The 23,079-nt window shown below is 72.9% G+C and carries 25 protein-coding genes; 14 read left to right on the top strand and 11 right to left on the bottom strand.

Annotated features, from left to right (window positions below; all coding sequences use genetic code 11):
• Positions 1–52: 52 nt before the first annotated feature.
• Both greA and ETU37_RS04825 read right to left on the bottom strand, forming a co-directional pair.
• A complete protein-coding gene (gene greA / locus ETU37_RS04830) occupies positions 53–556 on the bottom strand; it encodes a transcription elongation factor GreA (protein WP_129985858.1) in 504 nt (167 codons plus the stop codon).
• Between the two features lie 160 nt (positions 557–716).
• On the bottom strand, positions 717–1,121 hold the full coding sequence (locus ETU37_RS04825) for a DUF4307 domain-containing protein (RefSeq protein ID WP_129985856.1): 405 nt from the start codon (positions 1,119–1,121) through the stop codon (positions 717–719).
• A 23-nt stretch (positions 1,122–1,144) separates the two neighbouring features.
• On the opposite strand from ETU37_RS04825, the gene mca reads away from it, so the two are divergent.
• The 8 genes from mca (at position 1,145) to ETU37_RS04785 (ending at position 9,302) form a co-directional block, all read left to right on the top strand.
• Entirely contained in the window at positions 1,145–2,047 is a 903-nt protein-coding gene (mca, locus tag ETU37_RS04820) for a mycothiol conjugate amidase Mca (RefSeq protein ID WP_129985854.1), read from the top strand.
• A complete protein-coding gene (locus tag ETU37_RS04815; RefSeq protein ID WP_129985852.1) occupies positions 2,044–2,307 on the top strand; it encodes a hypothetical protein in 264 nt (87 codons plus the stop codon). Before mca ends, ETU37_RS04815 begins: the two co-directional genes overlap by 4 nt.
• A 136-nt stretch (positions 2,308–2,443) precedes the next feature.
• On the top strand, positions 2,444–3,358 hold the full coding sequence (locus ETU37_RS04810; protein WP_129985851.1) for an FAD binding domain-containing protein: 915 nt from the start codon (positions 2,444–2,446) through the stop codon (positions 3,356–3,358).
• 1 nt (position 3,359) lies between these two features.
• A complete protein-coding gene (locus ETU37_RS04805; RefSeq protein ID WP_129985849.1) occupies positions 3,360–3,866 on the top strand; it encodes a (2Fe-2S)-binding protein in 507 nt (168 codons plus the stop codon).
• Positions 3,863–6,274 carry an aerobic carbon-monoxide dehydrogenase large subunit gene (locus tag ETU37_RS04800; protein ID WP_129985847.1) on the top strand — a complete coding sequence of 804 codons (2,412 nt, stop codon included), beginning with the start codon at positions 3,863–3,865 and terminating at the stop codon, positions 6,272–6,274. The genes ETU37_RS04805 and ETU37_RS04800 overlap by 4 nt, the downstream gene beginning before the upstream one ends.
• A gap of 9 nt (positions 6,275–6,283) precedes the next feature.
• Positions 6,284–7,180 (top strand): XdhC family protein, encoded by an 897-nt coding sequence (locus ETU37_RS04795; protein ID WP_129985845.1) that lies wholly within the window; start codon positions 6,284–6,286, stop codon positions 7,178–7,180.
• Positions 7,177–8,067, top strand: coding sequence for an AAA family ATPase (locus ETU37_RS04790; protein WP_129985843.1), 891 nt, complete (start codon positions 7,177–7,179; stop codon positions 8,065–8,067). The genes ETU37_RS04795 and ETU37_RS04790 overlap by 4 nt, the downstream gene beginning before the upstream one ends.
• Positions 8,064–9,302: a vWA domain-containing protein gene (locus ETU37_RS04785; protein ID WP_129985841.1), complete on the top strand. Its 1,239-nt coding sequence runs from the start codon at positions 8,064–8,066 to the stop codon at positions 9,300–9,302. Before ETU37_RS04790 ends, ETU37_RS04785 begins: the two co-directional genes overlap by 4 nt.
• Here ETU37_RS04785 and ETU37_RS04780 read toward each other — a convergent pair.
• From ETU37_RS04780 to ETU37_RS04765, 4 genes are all read right to left on the bottom strand, one after another.
• On the bottom strand, positions 9,286–10,242 hold the full coding sequence (locus ETU37_RS04780; protein ID WP_129985839.1) for a LysR family transcriptional regulator: 957 nt from the start codon (positions 10,240–10,242) through the stop codon (positions 9,286–9,288). The two genes, ETU37_RS04785 and ETU37_RS04780, sit on opposite strands and share 17 nt — an antisense overlap.
• Before the next feature lie 45 nt (positions 10,243–10,287).
• Positions 10,288–10,929 carry a class I SAM-dependent methyltransferase gene (locus ETU37_RS04775; RefSeq protein ID WP_129985837.1) on the bottom strand — a complete coding sequence of 214 codons (642 nt, stop codon included), beginning with the start codon at positions 10,927–10,929 and terminating at the stop codon, positions 10,288–10,290.
• Positions 10,930–10,964: 35 nt separating this feature from the next.
• Positions 10,965–11,336 (bottom strand): thioredoxin, encoded by a 372-nt coding sequence (gene trxA, locus ETU37_RS04770; RefSeq protein ID WP_129985835.1) that lies wholly within the window; start codon positions 11,334–11,336, stop codon positions 10,965–10,967.
• 108 nt (positions 11,337–11,444) lie between these two features.
• Entirely contained in the window at positions 11,445–12,569 is a 1,125-nt protein-coding gene (locus ETU37_RS04765; RefSeq protein WP_129985833.1) for an esterase/lipase family protein, read from the bottom strand.
• Positions 12,570–12,601: 32 nt separating this feature from the next.
• Between ETU37_RS04765 and ETU37_RS04760 the strand changes: the two genes are divergently transcribed.
• The 3 genes from ETU37_RS04760 to ETU37_RS04755 all read left to right on the top strand — a co-directional run bounded on the left by ETU37_RS04760 (position 12,602) and on the right by ETU37_RS04755 (position 15,616).
• Positions 12,602–13,276, top strand: a complete 675-nt coding sequence (locus tag ETU37_RS04760; protein ID WP_129985831.1) for a hypothetical protein — start codon at positions 12,602–12,604, stop codon at positions 13,274–13,276.
• Positions 13,277–13,353: 77 nt separating this feature from the next.
• A complete protein-coding gene (locus ETU37_RS23085; protein ID WP_165372404.1) occupies positions 13,354–13,500 on the top strand; it encodes a hypothetical protein in 147 nt (48 codons plus the stop codon).
• Positions 13,501–13,615: 115 nt separating this feature from the next.
• Positions 13,616–15,616 (top strand): thioredoxin domain-containing protein, encoded by a 2,001-nt coding sequence (locus tag ETU37_RS04755; protein ID WP_129985829.1) that lies wholly within the window; start codon positions 13,616–13,618, stop codon positions 15,614–15,616.
• A gap of 236 nt (positions 15,617–15,852) precedes the next feature.
• On the opposite strand, the gene trhA is transcribed toward ETU37_RS04755, so the two are convergent.
• Positions 15,853–16,593, bottom strand: coding sequence for a PAQR family membrane homeostasis protein TrhA (gene trhA, locus ETU37_RS04750; RefSeq protein WP_240755546.1), 741 nt, complete (start codon positions 16,591–16,593; stop codon positions 15,853–15,855).
• Positions 16,594–16,728: 135 nt separating this feature from the next.
• Here trhA and ETU37_RS04745 point away from each other — a divergent pair, with 135 nt between their 5' ends.
• From ETU37_RS04745 to ETU37_RS04735, 3 genes are all read left to right on the top strand, one after another.
• Positions 16,729–17,505: an isoprenyl transferase gene (locus tag ETU37_RS04745; protein ID WP_129985827.1), complete on the top strand. Its 777-nt coding sequence runs from the start codon at positions 16,729–16,731 to the stop codon at positions 17,503–17,505.
• 424 nt (positions 17,506–17,929) lie between these two features.
• Entirely contained in the window at positions 17,930–19,216 is a 1,287-nt protein-coding gene (locus ETU37_RS04740) for a PhoH family protein (RefSeq protein WP_206053733.1), read from the top strand.
• Between the two features lie 175 nt (positions 19,217–19,391).
• Positions 19,392–20,048, top strand: a complete 657-nt coding sequence (locus tag ETU37_RS04735; protein ID WP_129985823.1) for an aggregation-promoting factor C-terminal-like domain-containing protein — start codon at positions 19,392–19,394, stop codon at positions 20,046–20,048.
• Positions 20,049–20,125: 77 nt separating this feature from the next.
• Here ETU37_RS04735 and ETU37_RS04730 read toward each other — a convergent pair whose 3' ends face one another.
• Genes ETU37_RS04730 through ETU37_RS04715 form a run of 4 tightly spaced genes read right to left on the bottom strand, consistent with a single transcriptional unit; the run spans position 20,126 to position 23,060 of the window.
• Positions 20,126–21,502 (bottom strand): class II fumarate hydratase, encoded by a 1,377-nt coding sequence (locus tag ETU37_RS04730; protein ID WP_129985821.1) that lies wholly within the window; start codon positions 21,500–21,502, stop codon positions 20,126–20,128.
• A 20-nt stretch (positions 21,503–21,522) separates the two neighbouring features.
• On the bottom strand, positions 21,523–22,182 hold the full coding sequence (locus tag ETU37_RS04725) for a spermine/spermidine synthase domain-containing protein (protein ID WP_129985819.1): 660 nt from the start codon (positions 22,180–22,182) through the stop codon (positions 21,523–21,525).
• 3 nt (positions 22,183–22,185) lie between these two features.
• Entirely contained in the window at positions 22,186–22,476 is a 291-nt protein-coding gene (locus tag ETU37_RS04720; protein WP_129985817.1) for a hypothetical protein, read from the bottom strand.
• Positions 22,473–23,060 (bottom strand): hypothetical protein, encoded by a 588-nt coding sequence (locus tag ETU37_RS04715; RefSeq protein ID WP_129985815.1) that lies wholly within the window; start codon positions 23,058–23,060, stop codon positions 22,473–22,475. Before ETU37_RS04715 ends, ETU37_RS04720 begins: the two co-directional genes overlap by 4 nt.
• Between the last annotated feature and the right edge of the window lie 19 nt (positions 23,061–23,079).

Here is a 23,079-nt window from a genome sequence, read left to right as displayed (position 1 = left end):
CGCAGACGGCCCGCGACCACCAGGTCGCGGGCCGTCGTGATGACGGGGTGCGTCAGCCGGTGAAGGGCGTCGCGTCGACGATCTCGACCTTGAGCTCCTTGCCGTTGGGAGCCTCGTAGGCGACGGTGTCACCGACCTTGCTGCCGATGATCGCCTTGCCGAGCGGCGACTGCGGGGAGTAGACGGTCAGGCCGTCGGTGGTGTCCTCCATCTCGCGGGCGCCGAGCAGGAAGACCTCCGTGTCGTCGTCGCCGACGAACTTGTAGGTGACCTTCATGCCGGGCTCGACGACGCCGTCGTCGGCAGGGGTCTCGCCGACCTCGGCACGACGCAGCATGTCCTCGAGCTGACGGATGCGGGCCTCGGTCTTGCCCTGCTCCTCGCGGGCGGCGTGGTAGCCGCCGTTCTCCTTGAGGTCGCCCTCGTCGCGCGCGTTGCTGATCCGCTCGATGATCTCCTGGCGCACAGGGCCCTTGAGGTTCTCGAGCTCGGACTTGAGCTTGTCGTAGGCGTCCTGCGTCAGCCAGATCGTGTTCTGCTCACTGGACTGCGTCACTGCTGGGTGCTCCTGTGTGGAAGGGGTGGACCGGGGCGCTCGTGGCACGCACGTGCCCAAGCGACCACCCGGTCGTGTTCAAGGCAAGTAGAAGAGTCTACCAACCGGGCCCCGGGCGTCCCCAAATCGTCGAAAGCGCGGGACGCGGGGTGGCCGGCCGTCAGCGCCGCCGCGGCTGCCCGTCCGCGGTGCAGCCGACCACGTCGACCGAGGTGGCCGCACGCTCGGTGCGCACGGTGCGCTCCAGGGTCTCGGTCGCCCTGCCGCCCGGACCGACCGCGACGTCGAGCTCACCCACGATCGCGTGGTCCGCGGCCACGGCGCGCAGCAGGCACGACGCAGCGACGTCCTCGTCCCGCCGTACGACGGTGAACGTGGCGCTCACCGCGTGCTCGTCGACCGGTTCGAACCCGACGAGGTCCGACTGCACGAGCGGCCGGCCCTGGACCAGGATGACCCAGCCCAGCCAGGCGAGGGCCGCGCCGGCGAGGACGACGACCACGGCGACGACGACCCTGCGACGCGTCGCGCTGGGGGAGCCGTAGCGCTCGGCGAGGTCGGTCACGGCGTCATTCTAGGATTCACCGCATGTCCCTCTCCGCGCCCGGTGCCGGGCTCCGCCTCATGCACGTGCACGCCCACCCCGACGACGAGTCGAGCAAGGGCGCGGCGAGCACGGCGAAGTACGTCGCGGAGGGCGTCGACGTCCACGTGGTCACCTGCACCGGCGGCGAGCGGGGCTCGATCCTCAACCCCAAGATGGACCGCCCCGACGTCCTCGCCAACATCACCGAGATCCGCCGGGACGAGATGGACCGGGCGCGCGAGATCCTCGGCGTGCGCCAGGACTGGCTCGGCTTCGTCGACTCGGGCTGGCCGGAGGGCGACCCCAAGCCGCCGCTGCCGGAGGGCTGCTTCGGCCTGGTGCCGCTCGAGCAGGCCGCCGAGCCGCTGGTCCGGCTGATCCGCGACTTCAAGCCGCACGTGATGACGACGTACGACGAGAACGGCGGCTACCCGCACCCGGACCACGTCATGTGCCACAACGTCGCGGTCGCGGCGTTCGAGGCGGCCGGCGACCCGGACCGCTACCCCCACACGGGCGAGCCGTGGCAGCCGCTCAAGCTCTACTACCACCACTCGTTCCACCGCGAGCGCACGCAGGCGCTGCACGACGCGATGATCGCGCAGGGCATGGAGTCGCCGTACGCCGAGCGGCTGGCGGAGTGGAAGCCCGACCCGGTGCACGCGGCGCGGATCACCACGCGGGTACCGTGCGCTGACTACTTCCCGGTGCGCGACGAGGCGCTGCTCGCGCACGCGACGCAGATCGACCCTGACGGGCCGTGGTTCGCGGTGCCGCTGGCGATTCACCAGGCGGCCTGGCCGACCGAGGACTACGAGCTCGCGCGGTCCCTGGTCGACGTCGAGACCCCGGAGGACGACCTCTTCGCGGGTGTCCGCCACCTCACTGGGACAATGAAGGCATGAACGCCCTCTCCACCTTCGTGGCCACCATCATGGACGTCGTGGTCCTGGCCGCGCGGCAGGCGCCGGAGCCCGAGGACGTCAAGGCCGGCTGGCTCGGCTTCGCCGTGTGGCTCGGCCTGGTCGTGGCCGTGGTGCTGCTGTGCTTCAGCTTCGTCAAGCAGCTCCGGAAGGTGAACTTCGAGGAGAAGGACCCCGACGCGGCCGAGGGCGGCCCCGAGCGCGACACCGACACCCCGAACCCCCACGGCTCGGCCGGCTAGGCGGACCCCGGGACGGGCGGGCGGCATCCCGAAGTGCCCGAGTTAAGCCCACGCTTAGGTGGTTGTTGACGCCCGACTCGGGCGGGTCGATGGTGGGTGTGACCGCGGTCACACGCGTTGTCGAGAGGGGTCACCTATGCAGGTTCCTGCGCCGTTCGAGTACGAACGGGCCACCAGTGTCGACCACGCGATCGGGCTGCTCGGCAGGCTCGGCAGCGAGGCCCGCCTCGTCGCCGGCGGGCACAGCCTGATCCCGATGATGAAGCTCCGGCTGGCCAACCTCGAGTACCTCATCGACATCAACGACCTGCACGACGAGCTCGGCTACGTCCGGGTCGGCGCCGACGAGGTCCGGATCGGGGCGATGACCCGGCACCGGGAGCTGCTGGAGTCGCCCGAGCTGGCGGCACTGTTTCCGATCTTCGCCGACGCCGAGACGGTCATCGCCGACCCGGTGGTGCGCAACCGCGGCACGATCGGTGGCTCGCTGTGCCAGGCCGACCCGTCCGAGGACCTGTCCGCGGTCTGCACCACGCTCAACGCCGCCTGCGTGATCCGCGGCGCTGACGGCGAGCGGGTCGTGCCGATGGAGGACTTCCACCGCGGCCCCTACGAGACGGCCGTGGAGCAGGCCGAGATGCTCACCGAGATCCGGATCCCGATCCGTCCGCACGGGTCGAGCGCCTACGCGAAGGTCGAGCGGCGCGCGGGGGACTGGGCGGTCACCTCGGCCGGCGCCGCGGTCTGGATGGACGGCCCGGTGATCACCGACGCCCGGGTCGGCCTGGCCGCCGTGGGGCCCAACACCACCGGCATCCCCGCGATCTCCGAGGCGTTGCGCGGACAGCAGCCCTCCGACGAGCTCTTCGCCCGGGCCGGGGCGATCGCCGCCGAGAGCTGCTCGCCGAGCACGGACAACCGCGGCACCGCCGACTACAAGCGTCACTTGGCCGACGAGCTCACCCGGCGCACGCTGCGCCGTGCGGTCGAGCGGATCGAGGCCGGCGCCCGGGGGGACAGCGCCCACGACCACCGCGAGGGGAACCACTGACATGCAGGTCTCGATGATCGTCAACGGGGAGAGCGTCACGCGGGAGATCGAGGGGAGGCTCCTGCTCGTCCACTTCCTGCGCGACGAGCTCGGGCTGACCGGGACGCACTGGGGCTGCGACACGAGCAACTGCGGCACCTGCGTCGCGTGGCTCGACGGGGAGCCGGTCAAGACCTGCACGGTGCTGGCCGCGATGGCGGGCGGCCACGAGGTCCGCACCGTCGAGGACCTCGAGCGGGACGGCGTCCTCGACCCCGTCCAGGAGGGGTTCATGCGCTGCCACGGCCTGCAGTGCGGCTTCTGCACGCCCGGGATGCTGATGACCGCCCGGGCCCTGCTCGACCGCGACCCTGACCCCGACGAGCAGACCATCCGGGAGGCCATCTCGGGCCAGATCTGCCGCTGCACCGGCTACACCACCATCGTCCGCTCGGTCCAGTGGGCCGCCGCCCATCCCGGTGGGCCGGCCGCGGACGCGGACGCCGAGACCGTAGGGAGCACGTCATGACCACGGTGGACGAGCCCGGCGTCGCCGCCGTCGCCGAGGACCTCGAGCACGCCGACAACGACCAGCACCCCGTCGGGCACGGCCGGATGCTCCGCAAGGAGGATCCGCGGTTCATCCGGGGGCTCGGGCGGTACTGCGACGACGTGCAGCTGCCCGGGATGCTGCACCTCGCGATCCTCCGGTCTCCGGTCGCGCACGCCCGGATCACCCACATCGACACCAGCGCCGCCGAGGCCCACCCCAAGGTCAAGGCCGTCGTCACCGGCGCGATGCTCGCCGAGAAGGGGCTGGCCTGGATGCCGACCCTGTCCAACGACGTGCAGGCCGTGCTCGCCACCGACAAGGTGCGCTTCCAGGGCCAGGAGGTCGCCTTCGTCGTGGCCGAGGACCGCTACGCTGCCCGCGACGCCCTCGAGCTGATCGACGTCGACTACGACATCCTCGACGCCGTCGCCGACGTACGCCGCGCGCTGGCGCCCGACGCCCCGGTCATCCGCGACGACCTGGAGGGCAAGACCGACAACCACATCTTCGACTGGGAGACCGGTGACGCCGCGGCGACCGAGGCGGTGTTCGCCAGGGCCGACGTCGTGGTGTCGGAGGACATCGTCTACCCCCGCGTGCACCCGGCGCCGATGGAGACCTGTGGCGCGGTGGCCGACTACGACCGGGTCGACGGCAAGCTGACGCTGTGGTCGACGACCCAGGCCCCGCACGCCCACCGCACCCTCTACGCCATTGTCGCCGGCCTGCCCGAGCACAAGATCCGGGTGATCGCCCCCGACATCGGCGGCGGCTTCGGCAACAAGGTGCCGATCTACCCCGGCTACGTCTGCGCCATTGTGGGCTCGCTGCTGACCGGCAAGCCGGTCAAGTGGATCGAGGACCGCACCGAGAACCTCACCAGCACCGGGTTCGCCCGGGACTACGTCATGCGCGGGGAGATCGCCGCCACCAAGGACGGCAAGATCCTCGCGGTCCGCACCCATGTGCTCGCCGACCACGGAGCCTTCAACGGGGTGGCCGCTCCCATGAAGTACCCCGCCGGCTTCTTCGGCGTCTTCACCGGCAGCTACGACCTCGAGGCCGCCTACTGCCACATGACCGCGGTCTACACCAACAAGGCGCCGGGCGGTGTCGCCTACGCCTGCTCGTTCCGGATCACCGAGGCGGTCTACCTCGTCGAGCGGATCGTCGACTGCCTGGCCTACGAGCTCAAGATGGACCCGGTCGAGCTCCGGCGGAACAACTTCATCCAGCCCGACCAGTTCCCGTTCACCACCAAGACCGGCTGGGTCTACGACTCGGGCGAGTACGAACGTGCGCTCGACGTTGCCCTCGAGATCGCCGGTTACGACGACCTCCGCCGCGAGCAGGAGGAGAAGCGGGCGCGCGGGGAGCTCATGGGCATCGGGGTGGCGTTCTTCACCGAGGCCGTCGGCGCGGGACCCCGCAAGGACATGGACATCCTCGGCCTGGGCATGGCCGACGGGTGCGAGCTGAGGGTCCACCCGACCGGCAAGGCCGTCGTCCGGGTCTCGTGCATGAGCCAGGGCCAGGGACACGAGACGACCTTCGCGCAGATCGTCGCCGAGGAGATCGGCATCCCGCCGGCCGACATCCAGGTGGTCAACGGCGACACCGACCAGACGCCGTTCGGTCTGGGCACCTACGGAAGTCGCTCGACCCCGGTATCCGGTGCGGCCGCGGCCGTGGTGGCGCGCAAGGTGCGCGACAAGGCTCGGATCATCGCCTCGGGCATGCTCGAGGTCTCGGTCGCGGACCTGGAGTGGACCAAGGGCGCGTTCGCAGTGAAGGGCGACCCGAGCCGCTCGGTGACCATCCAGGACATCGCCATGAAGGCCCACGGCGCGGGCGACCTGCCCGAGGGGATCGAGGGTGGTCTGGAGGCGCAGGTCTGCTACAACCCGTCGAACCTCACCTACCCGTTCGGTGCCTACGTCTGCGTCGTCGACATCGACCCCGGCACCGCCGTGGTGAAGGTCCGGAGGTTCGTCGCGGTCGACGACTGCGGCACTCGGATCAACCCGATGATCATCGAGGGCCAGGTGCACGGCGGCCTCACCGACGGCGTCGGGATGGCGCTGATGGAGATGATCTCCTTCGACGAGGACGGCAACTGCCTGGGCGGTTCGTTGATGGACTACCTGATCCCAACCGCGCTCGAGGTGCCGCACTGGGAGACTGGGCACACCGTCACACCCTCCCCGCACCACCCGATCGGGGCGAAGGGGGTCGGCGAGTCCGCCACGGTGGGCTCCCCGCCGGCCGTGGTCAACGCGGTCGTCGACGCCCTCAAGCCCTTCGGCATCCGCCACGCCGACATGCCCCTGACGCCCTCACGGGTCTGGGACGCGATGCAGGGCCGTCCCACCCCTCCCCTCTAGGTCGTGCCTGTGACCCTCTCCCTGTCGGACCGGATCGACGAGCTCTCCCGCTCGCGGGTGCCGTTCGTGCGCGCCACCGTGGTGCGCGCGCAGGAGCCGAGCTCGGCCCATCCCGGCGACCGGGCGATCGTGCTGGCCGACGGCTCGATCGAGGGATTCGTCGGCGGGCACTGCGCCGCCGGGTCCGTGCGCACCGCCGCGCTCGCCGCGCTCGACAGCGGTGACGGCGTGCTGCTGCGCGTGCTCCCTGACACGGGCGAGGCCTTCCCGGAGACGCCGGGCGCCAGCATCGTGGTGAACCCCTGCCTGTCCGGCGGCGCCATGGAGATCTACCTGGAGCCGGTGCTGCCGTCGCCAGTGCTGCACCTCGTGGGTGCCTCCCCGACGGCGGAGGCGCTGGCCACGCTCGCGCCCGCGCTGGGCTTCGTCGTGCAGCGCGCCGACGACGTGCCGGGGCCTGCCGGTTCCGTCGCGGTGGTCGTCTCGACCCACGGCGGCGACGAGGTCTCGGCAATCCGCCGCGCCCTGGACGCGGGGGTCGGCCTGGTCGGCGTGGTGTGCAGCCGGACGCGCGGTGCCGCGATCCTCGACGAGCTCGCACCCACGCCCGAGGAACGCGCCCGGGTGCACCCGCACGTGGGCCTCGACATCGGCGCGCGCAACGCGCCCGAGATCGCGCTGTCCATCCTCGCCGCGATCGTGCGCGCGATCCGCGTCGACGGCCTGGCCGCCGCACCCGCACCCGCGGGGGCGACCACAGCGCTGCCCCGCACCGCGGTCGACCCGGTCTGCGGGATGACCGTGACGGTCATGGCCGACACCCCGCACCTGCACCACGACGGGACCGACTACTGGTTCTGCAACCCCGGCTGCCGCGACGCCTTCGCCGCGTCGCTCGCGTCGTGACTGCCGCCCCGCCTGCGGTACCGCCGACGAGCGCGGACGACGTACGGCGGCTGCTCGACGCGCAGGACTACCTCGCCGACGAGGGCACCGCCACGGCGGTGTTCCTGTCGCTGCGCCTCGGGCTGCCGCTGCTGCTGGAGGGAGAGCCGGGCGTGGGCAAGACTGCCGCCGCCAAGGTGCTGGCGCGCGCGTTGGGAGTGCCTCTGATCCGGCTGCAGTGCTACGAGGGCCTCTCGGCCAGCGAGGCGCTCTACGACTGGAACTACCAGCGCCAGCTGCTCGCGATCCGCCTCGCCGAGGCGCGGCACGAGAAGCTCGCCGAGTCCGACCTGTTCTCCGAGGAGTATCTCCTCGAACGGCCGATCCTGCAGTGCGTGCGCTACGACGGCCCCGCGTCGCCGGTGCTGCTCATCGACGAGATCGACCGGGCCGACGACGAGTTCGAGGCGCTCCTGCTCGAGTTCCTGGGGGAGGGGTCGGTGACCGTGCCCGAGCTGGGCACCTTCACCGCCAGGCGCCCGCCCACCGTGGTGCTGACCTCCAACCGCAGCCGCGACCTGCACGACGCGCTGCGCCGGCGGTGCCTTTACCACTGGCTGGAGTTCCCCTCCGCCGCGCGGGCCATCGAGATCCTCCGGCGCACGGTCCCGGAGGCCAACGCCGCGCTGATCGAGTCGGCAGCGCAGTTCGTGGGTCACGTGCGCTCTCTCGACGTGGACAAGGCCCCCGGGGTGGCCGAGGCGATCAACTGGGTCGCGGCCCTCGCCGTGCTCGGCGCCACCTCGCTCGTCCGGGAGGACGTGCTGGCGACGATCAGCGCGCTGGCCAAGACCCCCGACGACCGCGACCTCCTCGCCGAGGCCGCCGACACCTTCGCCTTCGGATGAGCGACGTCGCGGCGCCCCTGTTCCGCGCGGTCGACCGGGCGGCGTTCGCGGTGGCGCTCGGGCAACGGCTGCGGGCGGTCGGCGTGCCGGTCACCTCGACCGCGCTCTCGGCTCTCACCGAGGGCCTCGCGGTCGCGCCGCCGCGCACGGTCACCGCGCTCTACTGGCTGTGCCGCGTGACGCTGGTCCACCAGCCGCACGACCTCGCGACGTTCGACCGGCTCTTCGACCAAGTCTTCCGGGACGTAGGCCTGCGCCTCGGCGGCCAGGCCGAGGGCCCCGACGACGCGGCGCTCACCGCCCCCGACGGCGCGGAGCATCAGCCGACGCTCGCGCCCGGGCCGCAGGAGGCGACGACGGCCGAGAGCCTGCCGTGGCACACGCTGCCGCGGGTGACCGGGTCCGACGAGCCGGCCGAGGGGCAGGCGCTCCCCGAGCTGATGCCCAGCGCTGTCGACGCGGTGGCCGAGGTCGCCTTCGAGGACCTCGACGAGACGCAGCTCGCGCTGGTCGGGGCCTGGCTGGAGCGATCCCTGCGCCGCTGGCCGATGCGAACCAGCCGGCGGCACCGGGTCGTCCCCGGCGGGCGCCGGATCGCCCTGCGCGAGACGCTCGCGCGGTCGCGGCGCACCGGCTGGGAGCCGGTGGAGCTCAGCCGGTCACGCGCGGTGCTGCGCCCGCGCCCGGTCACGATGCTCGTCGACGTGAGCGAGTCGATGCAGGCCTACTCCACGGCGTACCTGCACGTCATGCGGGCACTGGCGCGGTCGGGCCGCGCGGAGACCTTCGCCTGCTCGACGTCGCTGACCCGGCTCACCCCGGCGCTGGGGCACCGCTCGGCGCAGGTGGCGATGGCGCTGGCCTCCGACCAGGTGACCGACCGCTACGGCGGGACGCGGCTGGCCACCAACCTGGCCCGGCTGCTGGCCTCCCGGCAGGGGCAGGCGCTGCGCGGCGGCGTCCTGGTCGTGGCCTCGGACGGCTGGGACTCCGACGAGCCGGAGCTGCTGGCCCGGGCGATGAAGCGGGCCCGGCTGCGGGCTCACGCGGTGGTGTGGCTCAACCCCCGCGTGGCCGCCCCGGGCTTCGAGCCGCTGGTGGGCTCGATGGCCGCCGCGCTGCCCTACTGCGACGCGTTCCTGCCGGCCCACACGCTGCGTGCCGTGCTCGCGGCGCTCGACGTGATCGTCCAGCCGGACGTGCCGGGTGGCCGGCCGCTCACGACCACAGCGTGACGTGCACGGAGGGGCGGAACCGCCCGACGCCCACACCCGACCCGTGCACCATCGCCTGGGTCGCCCGGGGCGTGGTGATGAACCGCAGCAGCTCGGCGGTAGCCGGGGTCTGGCTGTGTGCGGGCAGGGCCAGCGCCGCCCACCCGCCGCGTGCGTTCAGGGCGCTGCCGTGCACCGTGGCGAGCCGGCCGGTGGAGACGTCGGCGGTCACCGCGAACCGCACCGCCAGCGCCATTCCGCTGCCCCGCTTGGTCTCCTCCACCGCCGCGGCCTCGCTCTGGAAGATGGTCTGCTGCGCCTCGGGGACACCGATCCGGCGGATCATGCTCGAGATGACGCTCTCCTTGTGGGCCGCGGAGGGGCCGAGCAGCCACTGCTGGTCACGGACCTGGCCCGGTGCCACCGTGCGCCCGGCCAGCGGGTGTGTGGGACCGACCACGGTGACGATCTCGAAGTTCAGGAACGCCTTGTGCACGAGCGCGTCGGGCGGGGCGCTGGGCGCCGGCCCCACCGCCAGGTCGACCGTGCGTGCGGCCAGCAGGCCGGGCATCTGGGTCGGCGCGCAGACGCTGAGCTCGACGTCGAGGTCGGCGGCACGGCCGGCGAACAGCTCGATCAGCCCGGGGGCGGCGTGCTCGGCGAAGAGGCTGGTCGTGGCCAGCCTCAGCAGGCGGCGTCCGTCACGAGCCTGGCCGACCTCGAGGACGGTGCGGTCCTGCAGCCCCAGGATCTCCATGCCCCGGCTGGCCAGCCGCAGCCCGCCCGGGGTGAACGCGAGCCCTGACGACGTCCGGACGAACAGCTGGTCGTCGAGCTCCTTGCGCAGGTGGCCGACGTGCATCGACACCGCGGCCTCGGTGACGCCGAGCTCCTTGGCCGCTGCCTTCACCGACGCCAAGCGCACCACGCTCGCGAACGCCTTGAGCTGCGTGGGGGTCACGTTCGCACTCTACGACCGGCCCACGGGCGCCGGGACGGTCTCGGGTCAGCCGGTGCGGACGACGCGCACCAGGGCGTCGTACGCCGTGCGGGCCGGCTGCGCCCGGTGGGAGACGGGGTCCTCGCCGCCGTCGACCAGGCGGGCGACCCGCTCGGCGCGCTCCACGTCGAACCGCTCGCCGTCCAGCGCGGCGAGCACGTCGGCGGCCGTGTAGAGCACGGTGGGGTCGGTCGGGCCGCCGGTGCCCTCGGTGAAGTTCGTGGAGTCGTGGGCGACGAGGAGGTACGTGCCGCCGACGGCCAGCGCGCCGAACCCCACCCGTACCGCACGGTGCAGCTCGTCGGGCGGCAGCTGCAGGTACGCCGTCACGCAGAGGTCGAAGGGCACGGCGCCGGCGTCGTAGTCGAGCACGTCGGCGTGCACCCAATCGACGTGCAGGTCACGCCCACCCGGCCGCTGAGCGAGCGCCGCGCGGCCCTTGTCGAGCCCGGCCAGCGAGAAGTCGACGGCCGTGACCTCCCAGCCCTGGTCGGCCAGCCAGATCGCGTTGCGGCCCTCGCCGGCGGCCAGGTCGAGTGCCCGACCGGGTCGTAGCCCGGCCAGCTCGCTCTCGACGAACTGGTTGGGGCCGGCGGACCAGACGAGATCGGTGGCGGCGTACCGCTCGTCCCAGGCCCGTGCATCCACGTGCCCAGACTAGGGCGTGGGCTCCGGCGCGGGCGTCAGTTCTGCTGGCCGCGCTGCTTGGCGACCTCGGCGTGCACCTCGTCCATGTCGAGGCCCTTGACGGCGTCGATGACCTGGTCGAGAGCGGCGGGCGGCAGCGCGCCCGGCTGGGCGAAGACCAGCACACCCTCGCGGAACGCCATCAGCGTCGGGATCGAGGTGATGTTGGCCGCGTGCGACAAGGCCTGCTCGGCCTCGGTGTCGACCTTGCCGAACACGATCTCCGGGTTGGCCTCGGACGCCTTCTCGAACGTCGGCGCGAACTGCCGGCACGGGCCGCACCAGGACGCCCAGAAGTCCACCAGCACGATGTCGTTGTCGGCGACCGTCTGCTCGAAGTCGGCGGCCGTCAGGTTGGTCGTGGACACGGAGGGGCTCCTCGGATCGGATGGGGGACGTTCACTCGCGACAACGCGCGCTGCTACGTCATCATTCCCAGCACGCCCGGCACGAACCGGGGGTCTGGCCCACCCGGCTCAGGACGGGTCGAGCCACTCCAGCAGCCGCTCCCCGAACCCGGCGCGGGTCCAGTAGCCGTTGTGGTCCACGGCGTCGGCCGCGGCGAACACGAGCCGGTCGGCGACCGGGAACCCGTCCAGGCCCGGTACGTCGTAGCAGCCGTCGGTCGGCACCACGAGGTCGTTGGCGACGTCGCCGAACACCACGTCGCTCAGCCCGTCGAGCGCCACCCGGGCCAGGGCGGAGCCGGGACGCGGCTCGTAGTCGGCGCCGACCGCGGCGTAGCCCGACCGGTCGGGAGCACCCTTGTTGAGCTCCTCGGTCAGGAACGGCCCGCCCGGGTCCATCGCGGCCAGGCCGTCGAGCCCGTCGAGCACACCGACCACGACCTGCTGCACCAGCCGCAGCAGCAAGTCGAGGACCGGCCGGCCGAGGTGGCCGGGCAACCGGTCGGCCAGCGTCGTCAACCGGTCGAGCAGCTGCCCGAGCCGGGCGTCGTCGGCGAGCGCTGTGCCGGCGTTGGGCGCGGCGACGAGCACGGTGCGGCCGACGTCGAGCCGGCCACCGGTGAGCCCGGGCTGCTCGGCCAGCAGGCGGCACACCAGGCCGCCGCGGGAGTGCGCGAGCAGGTCGACCGGCACCCGGTCGGTGCCGAGCCGCTCCGCGAGCCAGGCGATGTTGGCGGCGGGCGTCACCGAGAGCGTCGGGTGCTCGAACGCCACCACCCGGCCGCCGTACCGCTCTGTGAGGGTGGCCAGCAGCGCGTCCGGCATCGCGCCGAACCCGCTGGCGGCGGTGCTCGCGGTGCCGTGCACCAGGAGCAGCATGCGCCCCTGCGCGGCGAGCGTGGGGAGGTCGGCCTCGACGCCGTCGGGGAAGACGTTCAGCCGGTGCGGCCGCGCCCGGGTCTCGAACGCCTCGACCGCCCGGTCCACCACGTCGAACACGAAACGCCGGACCCGGTCGGCACCGTCCGCGACCAGGGCGGTCTCGCCCGGACGGTGCCAGGTCAGCGCGCCCTCGGGTGACTCGTGCAGCAGCACCTCGGCCTGGCCGAGGCCCGGTGGCGCGGTCTCGACCAGGCCGGTGGTCTCGCGCAGCTCGCTGTCGGCCAGTGCTTCCTCTAGTGCGGTGCCGGGCATGGTGGCACCGTAGAGGGAACGGAAGGTGAGCGATGGACCCGGAGCCCCGGCACGACGTCCTCGAGCAGGGACCCGACCGTCCGCCCCGGTCCCTCCCTCGGTGGGCGTGGGCGGCGCTGGCGGCGGTGGCCGTCGTCGCGGGCCTGGGGTGGTACGTCGGCCGTCCGGACCCGCCGAGGGTGGAGCAGGCGAGCCCTGCCGCCGCTCCGGTCGCACACAAGGAGTGCGACAAGGAAGAGCGGTCACGACGACGTGACGTGGTGGACCCGGTGACCGACGGCGGCCGGCCCGCCGGCCTCGCCGACCGGGACAGCCGACGGCTCGCCCGCACGATGCGCGCCTTCGCCCACGATCCCGGGCCCACGATCGGGATGCCGTGGGCCGATCGCGTGCTCGTGCTCGCGGAGGGGCCGGTCGACGTCAACCGCGTCGTGTCCGCCTCGGCCGCCGACCGGGTCGAGACCTGGACCGACCCGCCGTACCTGCTCTCGCCCCTCGCCTCGACGTCCGGGTCCCGGCTGCGCGTCGACGACGAGCACCACGTCACGTGCCGTGGTCAGCCGCGGATGCAGGCGGCGGGGTTCGAGGGCCGACGGTGGGTGAGCCTGCAGCCCCGCGTGCTGGACAACATGTGCCGCGGCTGGTGGGCGGTCGACCTGTACCTCGACGACGACGGCCGGGTGAGCGCCGTCCTGCTGCGCTCGTAGCTCCCGGACCTTCGGCCGTAGACGCGCTCGAGGGGCCGTGACACGGTGGCAGGAACACACGAGGAGGAGGTGTCGTCATGGGCACGGAGCACGAGACCTGCCCGGACTGCCGCGCGCTGGTGAGTGACCTCGCCGCCCACCAGGCCTGGCACTCGCGCCTGGTCGCCGACCTGGCGAACGCGGTCGAGAAGGAGATCCTGCGCACGAGCGCCACGTCCGGCTGAACCGGTCCGCGCGCCCGACGGGGCCTCGCGACCCGACGGGCGCGCATGCCGACCCGCCCTGCTGGATACCGTGCGGTGCCGAACTGCACGTCCAGCGACGACGGGACGAACCACCATGCCGAACCGGCTGAGCCGAGCCACCTCGCCCTACCTCCTCCAGCACGCCGACAACCCCGTGCACTGGTGGGAGTGGTCGGACGAGGCGTTCACGGAGGCGCGCGCGACCGACCGCCCCGTGCTGCTCAGCGTCGGGTACGCCGCCTGCCACTGGTGCCACGTGATGGCGCACGAGTCCTTCGAGGACGAGGCGACGGCGGCGTTCATGAACGACCACTTCGTCAACGTGAAGGTCGACCGCGAGGAGCGGCCCGACGTCGATGCGGTCTACATGTCCGCGACCACCGCGATGACCGGCCAGGGCGGCTGGCCGATGACGGTCGTGCTCACCCCGGACGGTGAGCCGTTCTTCGCCGGGACCTACTTCCCGGACCAGCCGCGGCACGGCCAGCCCGCCTTCCGGCAGGTGCTCGAGGCGCTCGCGCAGGCGTGGCGCGACCGGCGCGACGAGGTGACCCGGGTCGCCGGCGACATCGGCGAGCACCTCCGCGGCGCGACCATGGCCGTGGGCGAGCAGCCGCTCGACGACGACGTCGTGGCGGGCGCCGTACGCACGCTCGCGTCGGAGTACGACGCCCGCAACGGCGGCTTCGGCGGGGCGCCGAAGTTCCCCCCGTCGATGGTCCTCGAGCTGCTGCTGCGCCACGCCGCACGCACCGGCGAGGCGCTGCCGGCCAACCTCGCCGGCGCGACGCTGACCGCGATGGCGCGCGGCGGGATCTACGACCAGCTCGACGGCGGCTTCGCCCGCTACTCCGTCGACGCCGGCTGGGTCGTGCCGCACTTCGAGAAGATGCTCTACGACAACGCTCAGCTGCTCGCCGTCTACACGCACTGGTGGCGGCAGGGCGGCGGCGACCTCGCGGCCCGCGTCGTGCGGGAGACCGCCCGGTTCCTGCTCGACGAGCTGCGCACGGCCGAGGGCGGGTTCGCGTCGGCGCTCGACGCGGACACCGACGGCGTCGAGGGGAAGTTCTACGCCTGGACGCCGGCCGAGGTGGTCGAGGTGCTCGGGGCGGACGACGGTGCCTGGGCCGCCGGGCTGCTGTCGGTCACCGACGCGGGCACCTTCGAGCACGGCATGTCGACCCTGCAGCTGCGCGAGGACCGCGACCCGGCCCGCTGGGCGGTGCTGCGGGAGCGGCTCGCCGCCCACCGCGCCGCCAGCCGCACGCACCCGGCGAGGGACGACAAGGTGGTCGCCGCCTGGAACGGCCTCGCGGTCGCCGCGCTCGCCGAGGCCGGCGCGGTGCTGGACGAGCCGGAGTACGTCGACGCGGCCGTGGCGGCCGCCCGGCTGCTCGTCGACGTGCACCTCGACGGCGACCGGCTGCTGCGGGTCTCACGCGACGGCATCGCCGGCCGGCACGCCGGGGTGCTGGAGGACCACGCCCTCGTCGCGCACGGGCTGCTGGTCCTGCACGCGGTGACCGGCGAGCGGGCCTGGTTCGACCACGCCGAGGCGCTGCTCGACCGGGCGCTGGACGCTTTCGCCGCCGACGACGGCGGTTTCCACGACACCGCGGACGACGCCGAGGCGCTGGTGGCCCGGCCCCGCGACCCCAGCGACAACGCCAGCCCGTCGGGCCAGTCCGCGCTCGTGCACGCGCTGGTGCGCTACGCCGCCGTCACCGGGTCGGGCCGGCACCGCGACGCCGCCGAGGAGGCGCTGCGGCACGTCCGCACGCTGGCCGAGCGGGCGCCGCGGTTCGCGGGCTGGTCGCTCGCGGCCGCCGAGGCGGTGCTCGACGGCCCGCTGGAGGTGGCGGTCGTGGGCGACCCGGACGACCCCGGTCACCGCGACCTCGTCGCCACCGCGTGGGCGAGCAGCCGGCCCGGCCTGGTCGTCGCGGCGGGCCGGCCGGACGAGCCGGGTGCGCTGCCGCTGCTCGCGGGGCGCGGCCTGGTCGACGGGCGCGCGGCGGCGTACGTCTGCCGCGGGATGGTGTGCGACCGCCCGGTCACCACGGTCGAGGAGCTGCGCGCGCTGCTGGCCTGACACGGCCGGCCGGATCTGCCCGGAACGGGCCCGGAACAGAGCGGAGGGAAGGCGCGAGTCGCGCCTTCCCTCCGGTCGGTTCTTGCGGGATCGTTCACGGCCCTTCGGGCTCGTGGTGCGATCGCTGTGGGCTGCGTGGCAAGGGCAACACCTCCCGCTCAGAATCTTCTGATCGTTCGACGGTACGCCGGTGCCGAAGCCGAGTAAAGGGGTGTTTCGGCGCGTCTCAGGGAGTGTCAGCGCAGGCTGTACGTCGCGATGGAGACGCCGACGTAGTGGGTCACGAACGCCGCGATGGTGAGCGTGTGGAACACCTCGTGGAAGCCGAACCAGCGCGGGAACGGGTCCGGCTTCTTGAAGCCGTAGACCAACCCGCCCAGCGTGTAGAGCCCGCCGCCGACGATCATCAGGGTCAGCACGGCCGCGCCGGTGCCGTGCACGAAGTCGCGGAAGAAGAAGACCGCCGCCCAGCCCAGCGCCAGGTAGATCGGGGTGTAGAGCCAGCGCGGCGCGCCCGTCCAGAACACCCGGAACAGCACGCCGAGCACGGCGCCGGTCCACACGGTCGTCAGCAGGATGACCTGGTTGCGGCCCTCGAGCAGCAGCAGCGAGAAGGGCGTGTAGGTGCCGGCGATGAGCAGGAAGATGTTGGCGTGGTCGAAGCGCCGCAGGAACGCCCAGATGCGGGGACTCCAGCGGCCGCGGTGGTAGATCGCGGAGACCGTGAACAGCACCATCGCGGTGCCGGCGAACACCGCCGACCCGACGCGGGTGGTGGCGTTGGGGGAGAGCGCCACCAGCACGATGCCGGCCGCCAGGGCCAGGGGGGCGGTGACCAGGTGCAGCCAGCCACGCAGCCGCGGCTTGACCTCGTCGAACGCCTCGCGCACGTGCCCGGCCATGCGGTCCACCTGGTCGCCCAGGCGGCCTGCGGCGGAGCGGGGGCCCGCCGTACCCGAGGGGTGCGCGTCGGTCATGTACCCGACGGTAGCGAGCCTGGGCAACGGTTGTCGCGGCTTCGTGTCGGCCGTCACGGGCCGAGCCGAACCCGCACGGAACCCTCACAGGTGGGGCACGGGTCCCTGACGGTTTCGCGAGTATGGTGGTGGGTCGTGGCGGACTGGAAGCAAGGCGCGCGGCGGGTGCTCTACCCGGCCTACGAACGTCGCCTCGTCCGTCGGCTCCAGCCCGACAAGCTGCCCAAGCACGTCGGCGTCATGCTCGACGGCAACCGCCGCTGGGCCCGCGCGGTCGGGCGCGACGCCGCCCACGGGCACCGGGCCGGGGCCGCGAACATCTCGCCCCTGCTGGAGTGGTGCGAGGAGCTCGGCGTCGAGGTGGTCACGCTGTGGCTGCTGTCGACGGACAACCTCAACCGCCCCGCCGACGAGCTGCGCAACCTGCTGGTGATCATCGAGGAGGCCGTCGCCGACCTGGCCGCTCAGCGGCGGTGGCGGCTCAACCCGGTGGGCGCGCTCGACCTGCTGCCCGCCGACACCGCGCGCCGGCTCAAGGAGGCGGCCGACGAGACCCGGGACATCGACGGGCTGCTGGTCAACATCGCCGTCGGGTACGGCGGTCGCCGCGAGATCGCCGACGCCGTCCGGTCGCTGCTCCAGGAGCAGGCCTCCCGGGGCACGTCGATCGAGGAGCTCGCGGAGGTGATCGACGTCGAGCACATCGCCGAGCACCTCTACACCAAGGGCCAGCCCGACCCCGACCTGGTGATCCGCACGTCCGGGGAGCAGCGGCTCGGCGGCTTCCTGCTCTGGCAGAGCGCGCAGAGCGAGTTCTACTTCTGCGAGGCCTACTGGCCCGACTTCCGCCGGGTCGACTTCCTGCGTGCGCTGCGGGCCTACTCCGAGCGCAACCGCCGGTTCGGGGCCTGAGTCCCCGGCTCACCACCACCCCGGCCACCAACGTTTTACCTTCCCGACACACGCGATCGGGCGTGTCTGCCCACGCGCGACGCCCCCGCCGCTTACCTTCGAAGGGACGGTCGGTGGGGAAGCCGGCCGTCTCGGGAGGCCCGTTCGTGAACCTTCACGACCTAGCAACACCGGAGGTCCGCACTCGGACTTTCGGGCCCGCTCCCGGTCCAACGGCGTGATCTGACCAGGACCGGGACGCGAGTGCGCGTGCCGGTCTGCGAGGGGACGTAGCGTGGCTGCAAACAAGAGCACCTCGGCATCGCCCGCGTCGTCGGCGGGCACCGCCGCCCGCCGTACTGCCGGAGGGGGACGGGCCCGCACACGGGCCGCCACCGCCGGCGCCACCAGCCCGACCAGCGCGACCGACCGGGTCGACCCGGCCGTGCGCACCTACGTGCTGGACACCAGCGTGCTGCTCGCCGACCCCGGCGCGCTGTACCGCTTCGAGGAGCACGAGGTCGTGCTCCCCGTCGTCGTCATCACCGAGCTGGAGGGCAAGCGCCACCACCCCGAGCTGGGCTACTTCGCCCGCGCCGCGCTGCGGCGTCTCGACGAGCTGCGCGTCACCCACGGCCGCCTCGACGAGCCCGTCCCCGTCGGTGAGAAAGGCGGCTCGATCCGGGTCGAGCTGAACCACACCGACCCCGAGTCGCTGCCGAGCGGCTTCCGCCTCGGCGACAACGACTCCCGCATCCTCGCGGTCGCCCGCAACCTCGCCAACGAGGGCCGCGCGGTCACGCTGGTCTCCAAGGACCTGCCGATGCGGATCAAGGCGTCGGCGGTCGGCCTCGACGCCGAGGAGTACCTCGCCGAGCTTGCCGCCGAGTCCGGTTGGACCGGCATGACCGAGCTCGAGGTGGTGTCGACCGACCTCGACGAGCTGTACGACGACGGCGTGATCGACCTCGAGGACGCCCGCGTCCTGCCCTGCCACACCGGCCTGGTGCTGCTGTCCGACCGGGGCAGCGCGCTCGGCCGGGTCAAGGCCGACAAGCGCGTGCACCTCGTCCGCGGCGACCGGGACGCGTTCGGCGTGCACGGCCGCTCCGCCGAGCAGCGCATCGCGCTCGAGATGCTGCTCGACCCGGAGGTCGGGATCGTGTCGCTCGGCGGCCGCGCCGGCACCGGCAAGTCGGCGATGGCGCTGTGCGCCGGGCTGGAGGCGGTGATGGAGCGCCGCCAGCACAAGAAGGTCGTGGTGTTCCGGCCGCTGTTCGCCGTCGGGGGCCAGGAGCTCGGCTACCTGCCGGGCAGCGAGTCCGAGAAGATGTCGCCCTGGGGCCAGGCGGTGTTCGACACCCTCGGCGCGCTCACCTCCTCCGACGTCATCGACGAGGTGCTCGACCGCGGGATGCTCGAGGTGCTGCCGCTCACGCACATCCGCGGCCGCTCCCTGCACGACGCGTTCGTGATCGTCGACGAGGCGCAGTCCCTGGAGCGCAACGTGCTGCTCACGGTGCTGTCCCGGATCGGCGCCAACTCCAAGGTGGTGCTGACCCACGACGTGGCGCAGCGCGACAACCTGCGCGTCGGCCGGCACGACGGGATCGTGGCGGTGGTCGAGAAGCTCAAGGGCCACCCGCTGTTCGCGCACGTCACGCTGACCCGCTCGGAGCGGTCGCCGATCGCCGCGCTGGTCACCGAGATGCTCGAGAACGTGACCGTCTGATCGAGGCCTCCACCGTGCCGGCCGGGTGTGGTGCCGGGCACACGCCACGCGTGCCCTCGGGAGCCCGACTTGCGTCCCGACACGCCCGTCAGGCACGGTGGAGGTTCGAAACGGGGCCCTTTCGTGGGCCCCGTCACGTTTGTCCCCCTGCAGTCGACGTCAGCGAGATACCCCTGTGCCCCGACGTGACGAGTACGTCCCGAAGCACCGAGGCCCCGCGCCCGAGCCCTCCGTCAAGAAGGGCATCAAGAAGACGGTGATGTTCTCCGGTGTGGCCGTGGCCACCACCGGCATCGCCGTGACCTCCGGTGTCCTCGCCCAGCAGGACGCCGCCAGCGAGCCTGCCCATGCCGCGCTCCGTGCCGCCCCGCAGCTCGACCGTGACGCCGCCGGTACCGCGGGCGACTCCGCCCTCGCCGGCCGTGACGCCCAGGCCGTCTCCCGCGGCGACCGCCGTACCGCCGTCGACCAGGACAAGCTGGCCTCCCTCGGCCAGACCTCCGGCGGTCAGGCGACCCGCACGGAGGACCTCTCCGACGCCGACCCGCGTGACATCGCGCGGCAGCTGCTCCCGAAGTACGGCTTCTCGCAGGACCAGTTCAGCTGCCTCGACGCGCTCTACATGAGCGAGTCCGGCTGGGACCCGCACGCGGACAACCCGAGCTCCAGCGCCTACGGCATCCCGCAGGCGCTGACCGAGACGCACGACATGCCCGCCGACTACATGACCAACCCGGTCACGCAGATCGAGTGGGGGCTGGACTACATCCGGTCCAGCTACGGCACCCCCTGCGCCGCCTGGGACTTCAAGCAGTCCAACAACTGGTACTGATCCGCCGCCGATCCGAGGACGCGCGCGGATGTCGCCGCAGGGTGGCGTCCGCACATCGACGAGCGGCCGCCCTCGGGCTAGGGGTGGGTCATCCGGGCGACGTCGAGGGCCTCGTCGAGCTGCTGCTCGGTCAGGTCGCCGCGCTCGACGTACCCCAGCTCCACGACGACCTCGCGGATCGTCTTCTCCTCGGCGAGCGCCTTCTTGGCGACCTTGGCGGCCTCCTCGTAGCCGATGTAGCGGTTGAGCGGCGTGACCACCGACGGTGACGACTCGGCGTAGGTGCGCATCCGGTCCTCGTGGGCGGTGATGCCCGCGACGCAGCGGTCGGCGAGCAGCCGGGTCGAGGTGGACAGCAGGCGGATCGACTCGAGCACGGCGCGCGCCATCACCGGCATCATCACGTTCAGCTCGAACGACCCGGACGCGCCGGCCCACGCGACGGTGGCGTCGTTGCCGACCACCTGGGCGCAGACCATGAGGGTGGCCTCGGGGAGGACCGGGTTGACCTTGCCGGGCATGATGCTCGACCCGGGCTGCAGGTCGGGCAGGCTGATCTCGGCGAGGCCGGTGCGCGGGCCGGACGACATCCAGCGCAGGTCGTTGCACAGCTTGGTCAGCGACACGGCGACCGTGCGGAGCTGGCCGGAGAGCTCGACGAGGCCGTCGCGCGCACCCTGTGCCTCGAAGTGGTTGCGGGCCTCGGTGAACGGCAGCCCGGTGCTCGACGCGAGCTCCTCGATCACGGCGGCGGCGAAGCCCGGCGGCGTGTTGATGCCGGTGCCGACGGCGGTGCCGCCGAGGGGCAGCTCGGCGACGCGGGGGAGCACGGCCTCGAGCCGCTCGATGCCGAGGCGCAGGGCGGCGGCGTACCCGCCGAGCTCCTGCCCGAGCATCACCGGTGTCGCGTCCATGAGGTGCGTGCGGCCGGCCTTCACCGTCTCGGCGAACTCGTCGGCCTTGGCCTCCAGCGTGGACGCGAGGTGGTCGAGCGCGGGCAGCAGCTGGTGGGTCGTGGCGCTCGTCGCGGCGACGTGGATCGAGGTCGGGAACGTGTCGTTGCTCGACTGGCTGGCGTTGACGTGGTCGTTGGGGTGCACGTCGACGCCGGCGCGGGCGGCGAGCGAGGCGAGGACCTCGTTCATGTTCATGTTCGACGAGGTGCCGGAGCCGGTCTGGAACACGTCGATCGGGAAGTGGTCGAGGTGCTCGCCGTCGACGATCGCGGCGGCGGCGTCGCGGATCGCCTGCGCCTGCTTGGCGCCGATGACTCCGAGGTCGGCGTTGACCTTCGCGGCCGCGGCCTTGACCTGCGCGAGCGCCTTGACGTGGTCGGCCTCCAGCCGGGTGCCGCTGATCGGGAAGTTCTCGACCGCCCGCTGCGTCTGCGCCCGCCAGAGCGCCTCGTCCGGGACCTCGACCTCACCCATGCTGTCGTGCTCGATGCGCGCCATGCGACCGACGTTAGCGCGGGTCAGCGACGGGCCCGGTACAGCCAGTAGTGCTCGGCCCGCCCCTGCAGGTCGACGTCGAACGGCACCGGCACCACCGCGCCGAACACCTCCGCGACCGCCTCGCCGAGCTCCGGCGCGGCGGCCGCCGACCAGACGACGAGGGCGCCGCCGGGCCGTAGCAGGTCGTGCACCCGGCGCAGGAACGTCGCGCCGTACACCTCCGCGTTGCTGTCGTGGACGAGGTAGCCGGGGCCGTTGTCGACGTCCAGCAGCACGAGGTCGTACGACGCCGGGGTGGCCTCGGCGACGGCGGCGCGGACGTCCGCGACCACGACCGTCAGCCGCTCGTCGGCGAGGTAGGACGGTCCGTGCGGCACGGTCCCGTCGCGCATCCAGCCGACGAGTGCCTCCTCGATCTCGACGACCGCGACCTTCTCGACCCGCGGGTCGGCGAGCACCGCGTGGGCGGTGAAGCCGAGGCCGAGCCCGCCGACGAGGACGGCCCGGGGCTCGTTGACGACGGCGAGCGCCCGGGTCGCCAGCGCCTGCTCGGTGGACGTCTCGACGGTGTCCATGACGAACACGCCGTTGACCCGCAGCTCGACCGCGCCGGACTCGCGCCGCAGCAGCACGACCTCGCCCCGCTCGGACTCGGCGCGAGCGACCTGTTCGGAGGCCATCCGTCAGCTGTTGCCGAGGTCGAGCGCCTCGAGGTCGAGGGTGAACCCGCCGACGTTCGCGGCGATGTGGCCGGAGGTCTCGCTGGTCGCGTCGAACGCGGCCTGCCAGGACAGCTCGAAGGCCGCGACGCCGTCGGCGAGGAGGTCGCCGAGCTCGCCGGCCCCCTCCCGCACCCGCGCCGCGTCGCGGCGTACCCCATCGGGCGCGTCGCGCAGCTCGCGGCCGAGCGCGCGGAACTCGTCCTTGACGCCCGCGAGCACCGCGGGGTCGACGTGGATCGGCTGGTCGGTCACGAGCGGCCCCACTCGACGGTGTAGTTGACGACGTACTCCTCACGGTTCGCCTTGCCGATCGGCTGGATGCTCAGCCGCTCGGGGGCGGAGACCGACGTGGTGACGCTGCGCTGCACGTCGGCGGCGCCCCCGCCGGCCCCGGCGACGTCGCCGTAGACCCGGTCGGCCTCGCCCGCGTCGACGCCGAGGTCGGCGACGGCCTCGTCGAGCGCCACCCGGACACCGTCGAGGTCGTCACCCGCCCGGCGGGCCACCAGCTGGGTCGGGTCGCTCTCGGCGTCGGGGGCGGTGACGCTGATCCACTCGACGCTCGTGGCGAGCCGGGTGCCGTCGCCGAACACCACGGTGAGGTCGTAGGGCTGGCCGCCCTCGCGCTCGAGGATCACGGTCCTGCGCCCCTCGGCCAGCGCGAGGTCGTCGCGCGAGGGCGGTGACGACAGGTCGAGGGTGAGCTCGCCGTCGCCGACCACGTCGGCGATCGCGTCGCGCTGGGCCTGGCGGTCCGAGTTGCCGACGGTCACGTTGCAGCCTCCGAGGGTGAGGGTCAGGGCGAGGGCGGTGAGGGCGCTCCCGAGCGTGCGCACGGTCCTCCTGGTGGGTGGT

Origin of the sequence: Nocardioides iriomotensis (assembly GCF_004168035.1) — a bacterium.
Lineage (GTDB): Bacteria > Actinomycetota > Actinomycetes > Propionibacteriales > Nocardioidaceae > Nocardioides_B > Nocardioides_B iriomotensis.
This window is presented reverse-complemented; position numbering and strand designations above follow the sequence as displayed.

What these genes read in the sequence shown, in the direction of transcription:
- mca (WP_129985854.1), top strand. Translation starts at nt 1,145, where the DNA reads ATGTCCCTCTCCGCGCCCGGTGCCGGGCTCCGCCTCATGCACGTGCAC.
- ETU37_RS04815 (WP_129985852.1), top strand. Translation starts at nt 2,044, where the DNA reads ATGAACGCCCTCTCCACCTTCGTGGCCACCATCATGGACGTCGTGGTC.
- ETU37_RS04810 (WP_129985851.1), top strand. Translation starts at nt 2,444, where the DNA reads ATGCAGGTTCCTGCGCCGTTCGAGTACGAACGGGCCACCAGTGTCGAC.
- ETU37_RS04805 (WP_129985849.1), top strand. Translation starts at nt 3,360, where the DNA reads ATGCAGGTCTCGATGATCGTCAACGGGGAGAGCGTCACGCGGGAGATC.
- ETU37_RS04800 (WP_129985847.1), top strand. Translation starts at nt 3,863, where the DNA reads ATGACCACGGTGGACGAGCCCGGCGTCGCCGCCGTCGCCGAGGACCTC.
- ETU37_RS04785 (WP_129985841.1), top strand. Translation starts at nt 8,064, where the DNA reads ATGAGCGACGTCGCGGCGCCCCTGTTCCGCGCGGTCGACCGGGCGGCG.
- ETU37_RS04765 (WP_129985833.1), bottom strand. Translation starts at nt 12,569, where the DNA reads ATGCCCGGCACCGCACTAGAGGAAGCACTGGCCGACAGCGAGCTGCGC.
- ETU37_RS04760 (WP_129985831.1), top strand. Translation starts at nt 12,602, where the DNA reads ATGGACCCGGAGCCCCGGCACGACGTCCTCGAGCAGGGACCCGACCGT.
- ETU37_RS23085 (WP_165372404.1), top strand. Translation starts at nt 13,354, where the DNA reads ATGGGCACGGAGCACGAGACCTGCCCGGACTGCCGCGCGCTGGTGAGT.
- ETU37_RS04755 (WP_129985829.1), top strand. Translation starts at nt 13,616, where the DNA reads ATGCCGAACCGGCTGAGCCGAGCCACCTCGCCCTACCTCCTCCAGCAC.
- trhA (WP_240755546.1), bottom strand. Translation starts at nt 16,593, where the DNA reads ATGACCGACGCGCACCCCTCGGGTACGGCGGGCCCCCGCTCCGCCGCA.
- ETU37_RS04730 (WP_129985821.1), bottom strand. Translation starts at nt 21,502, where the DNA reads ATGGCGCGCATCGAGCACGACAGCATGGGTGAGGTCGAGGTCCCGGAC.
- ETU37_RS04725 (WP_129985819.1), bottom strand. Translation starts at nt 22,182, where the DNA reads ATGGCCTCCGAACAGGTCGCTCGCGCCGAGTCCGAGCGGGGCGAGGTC.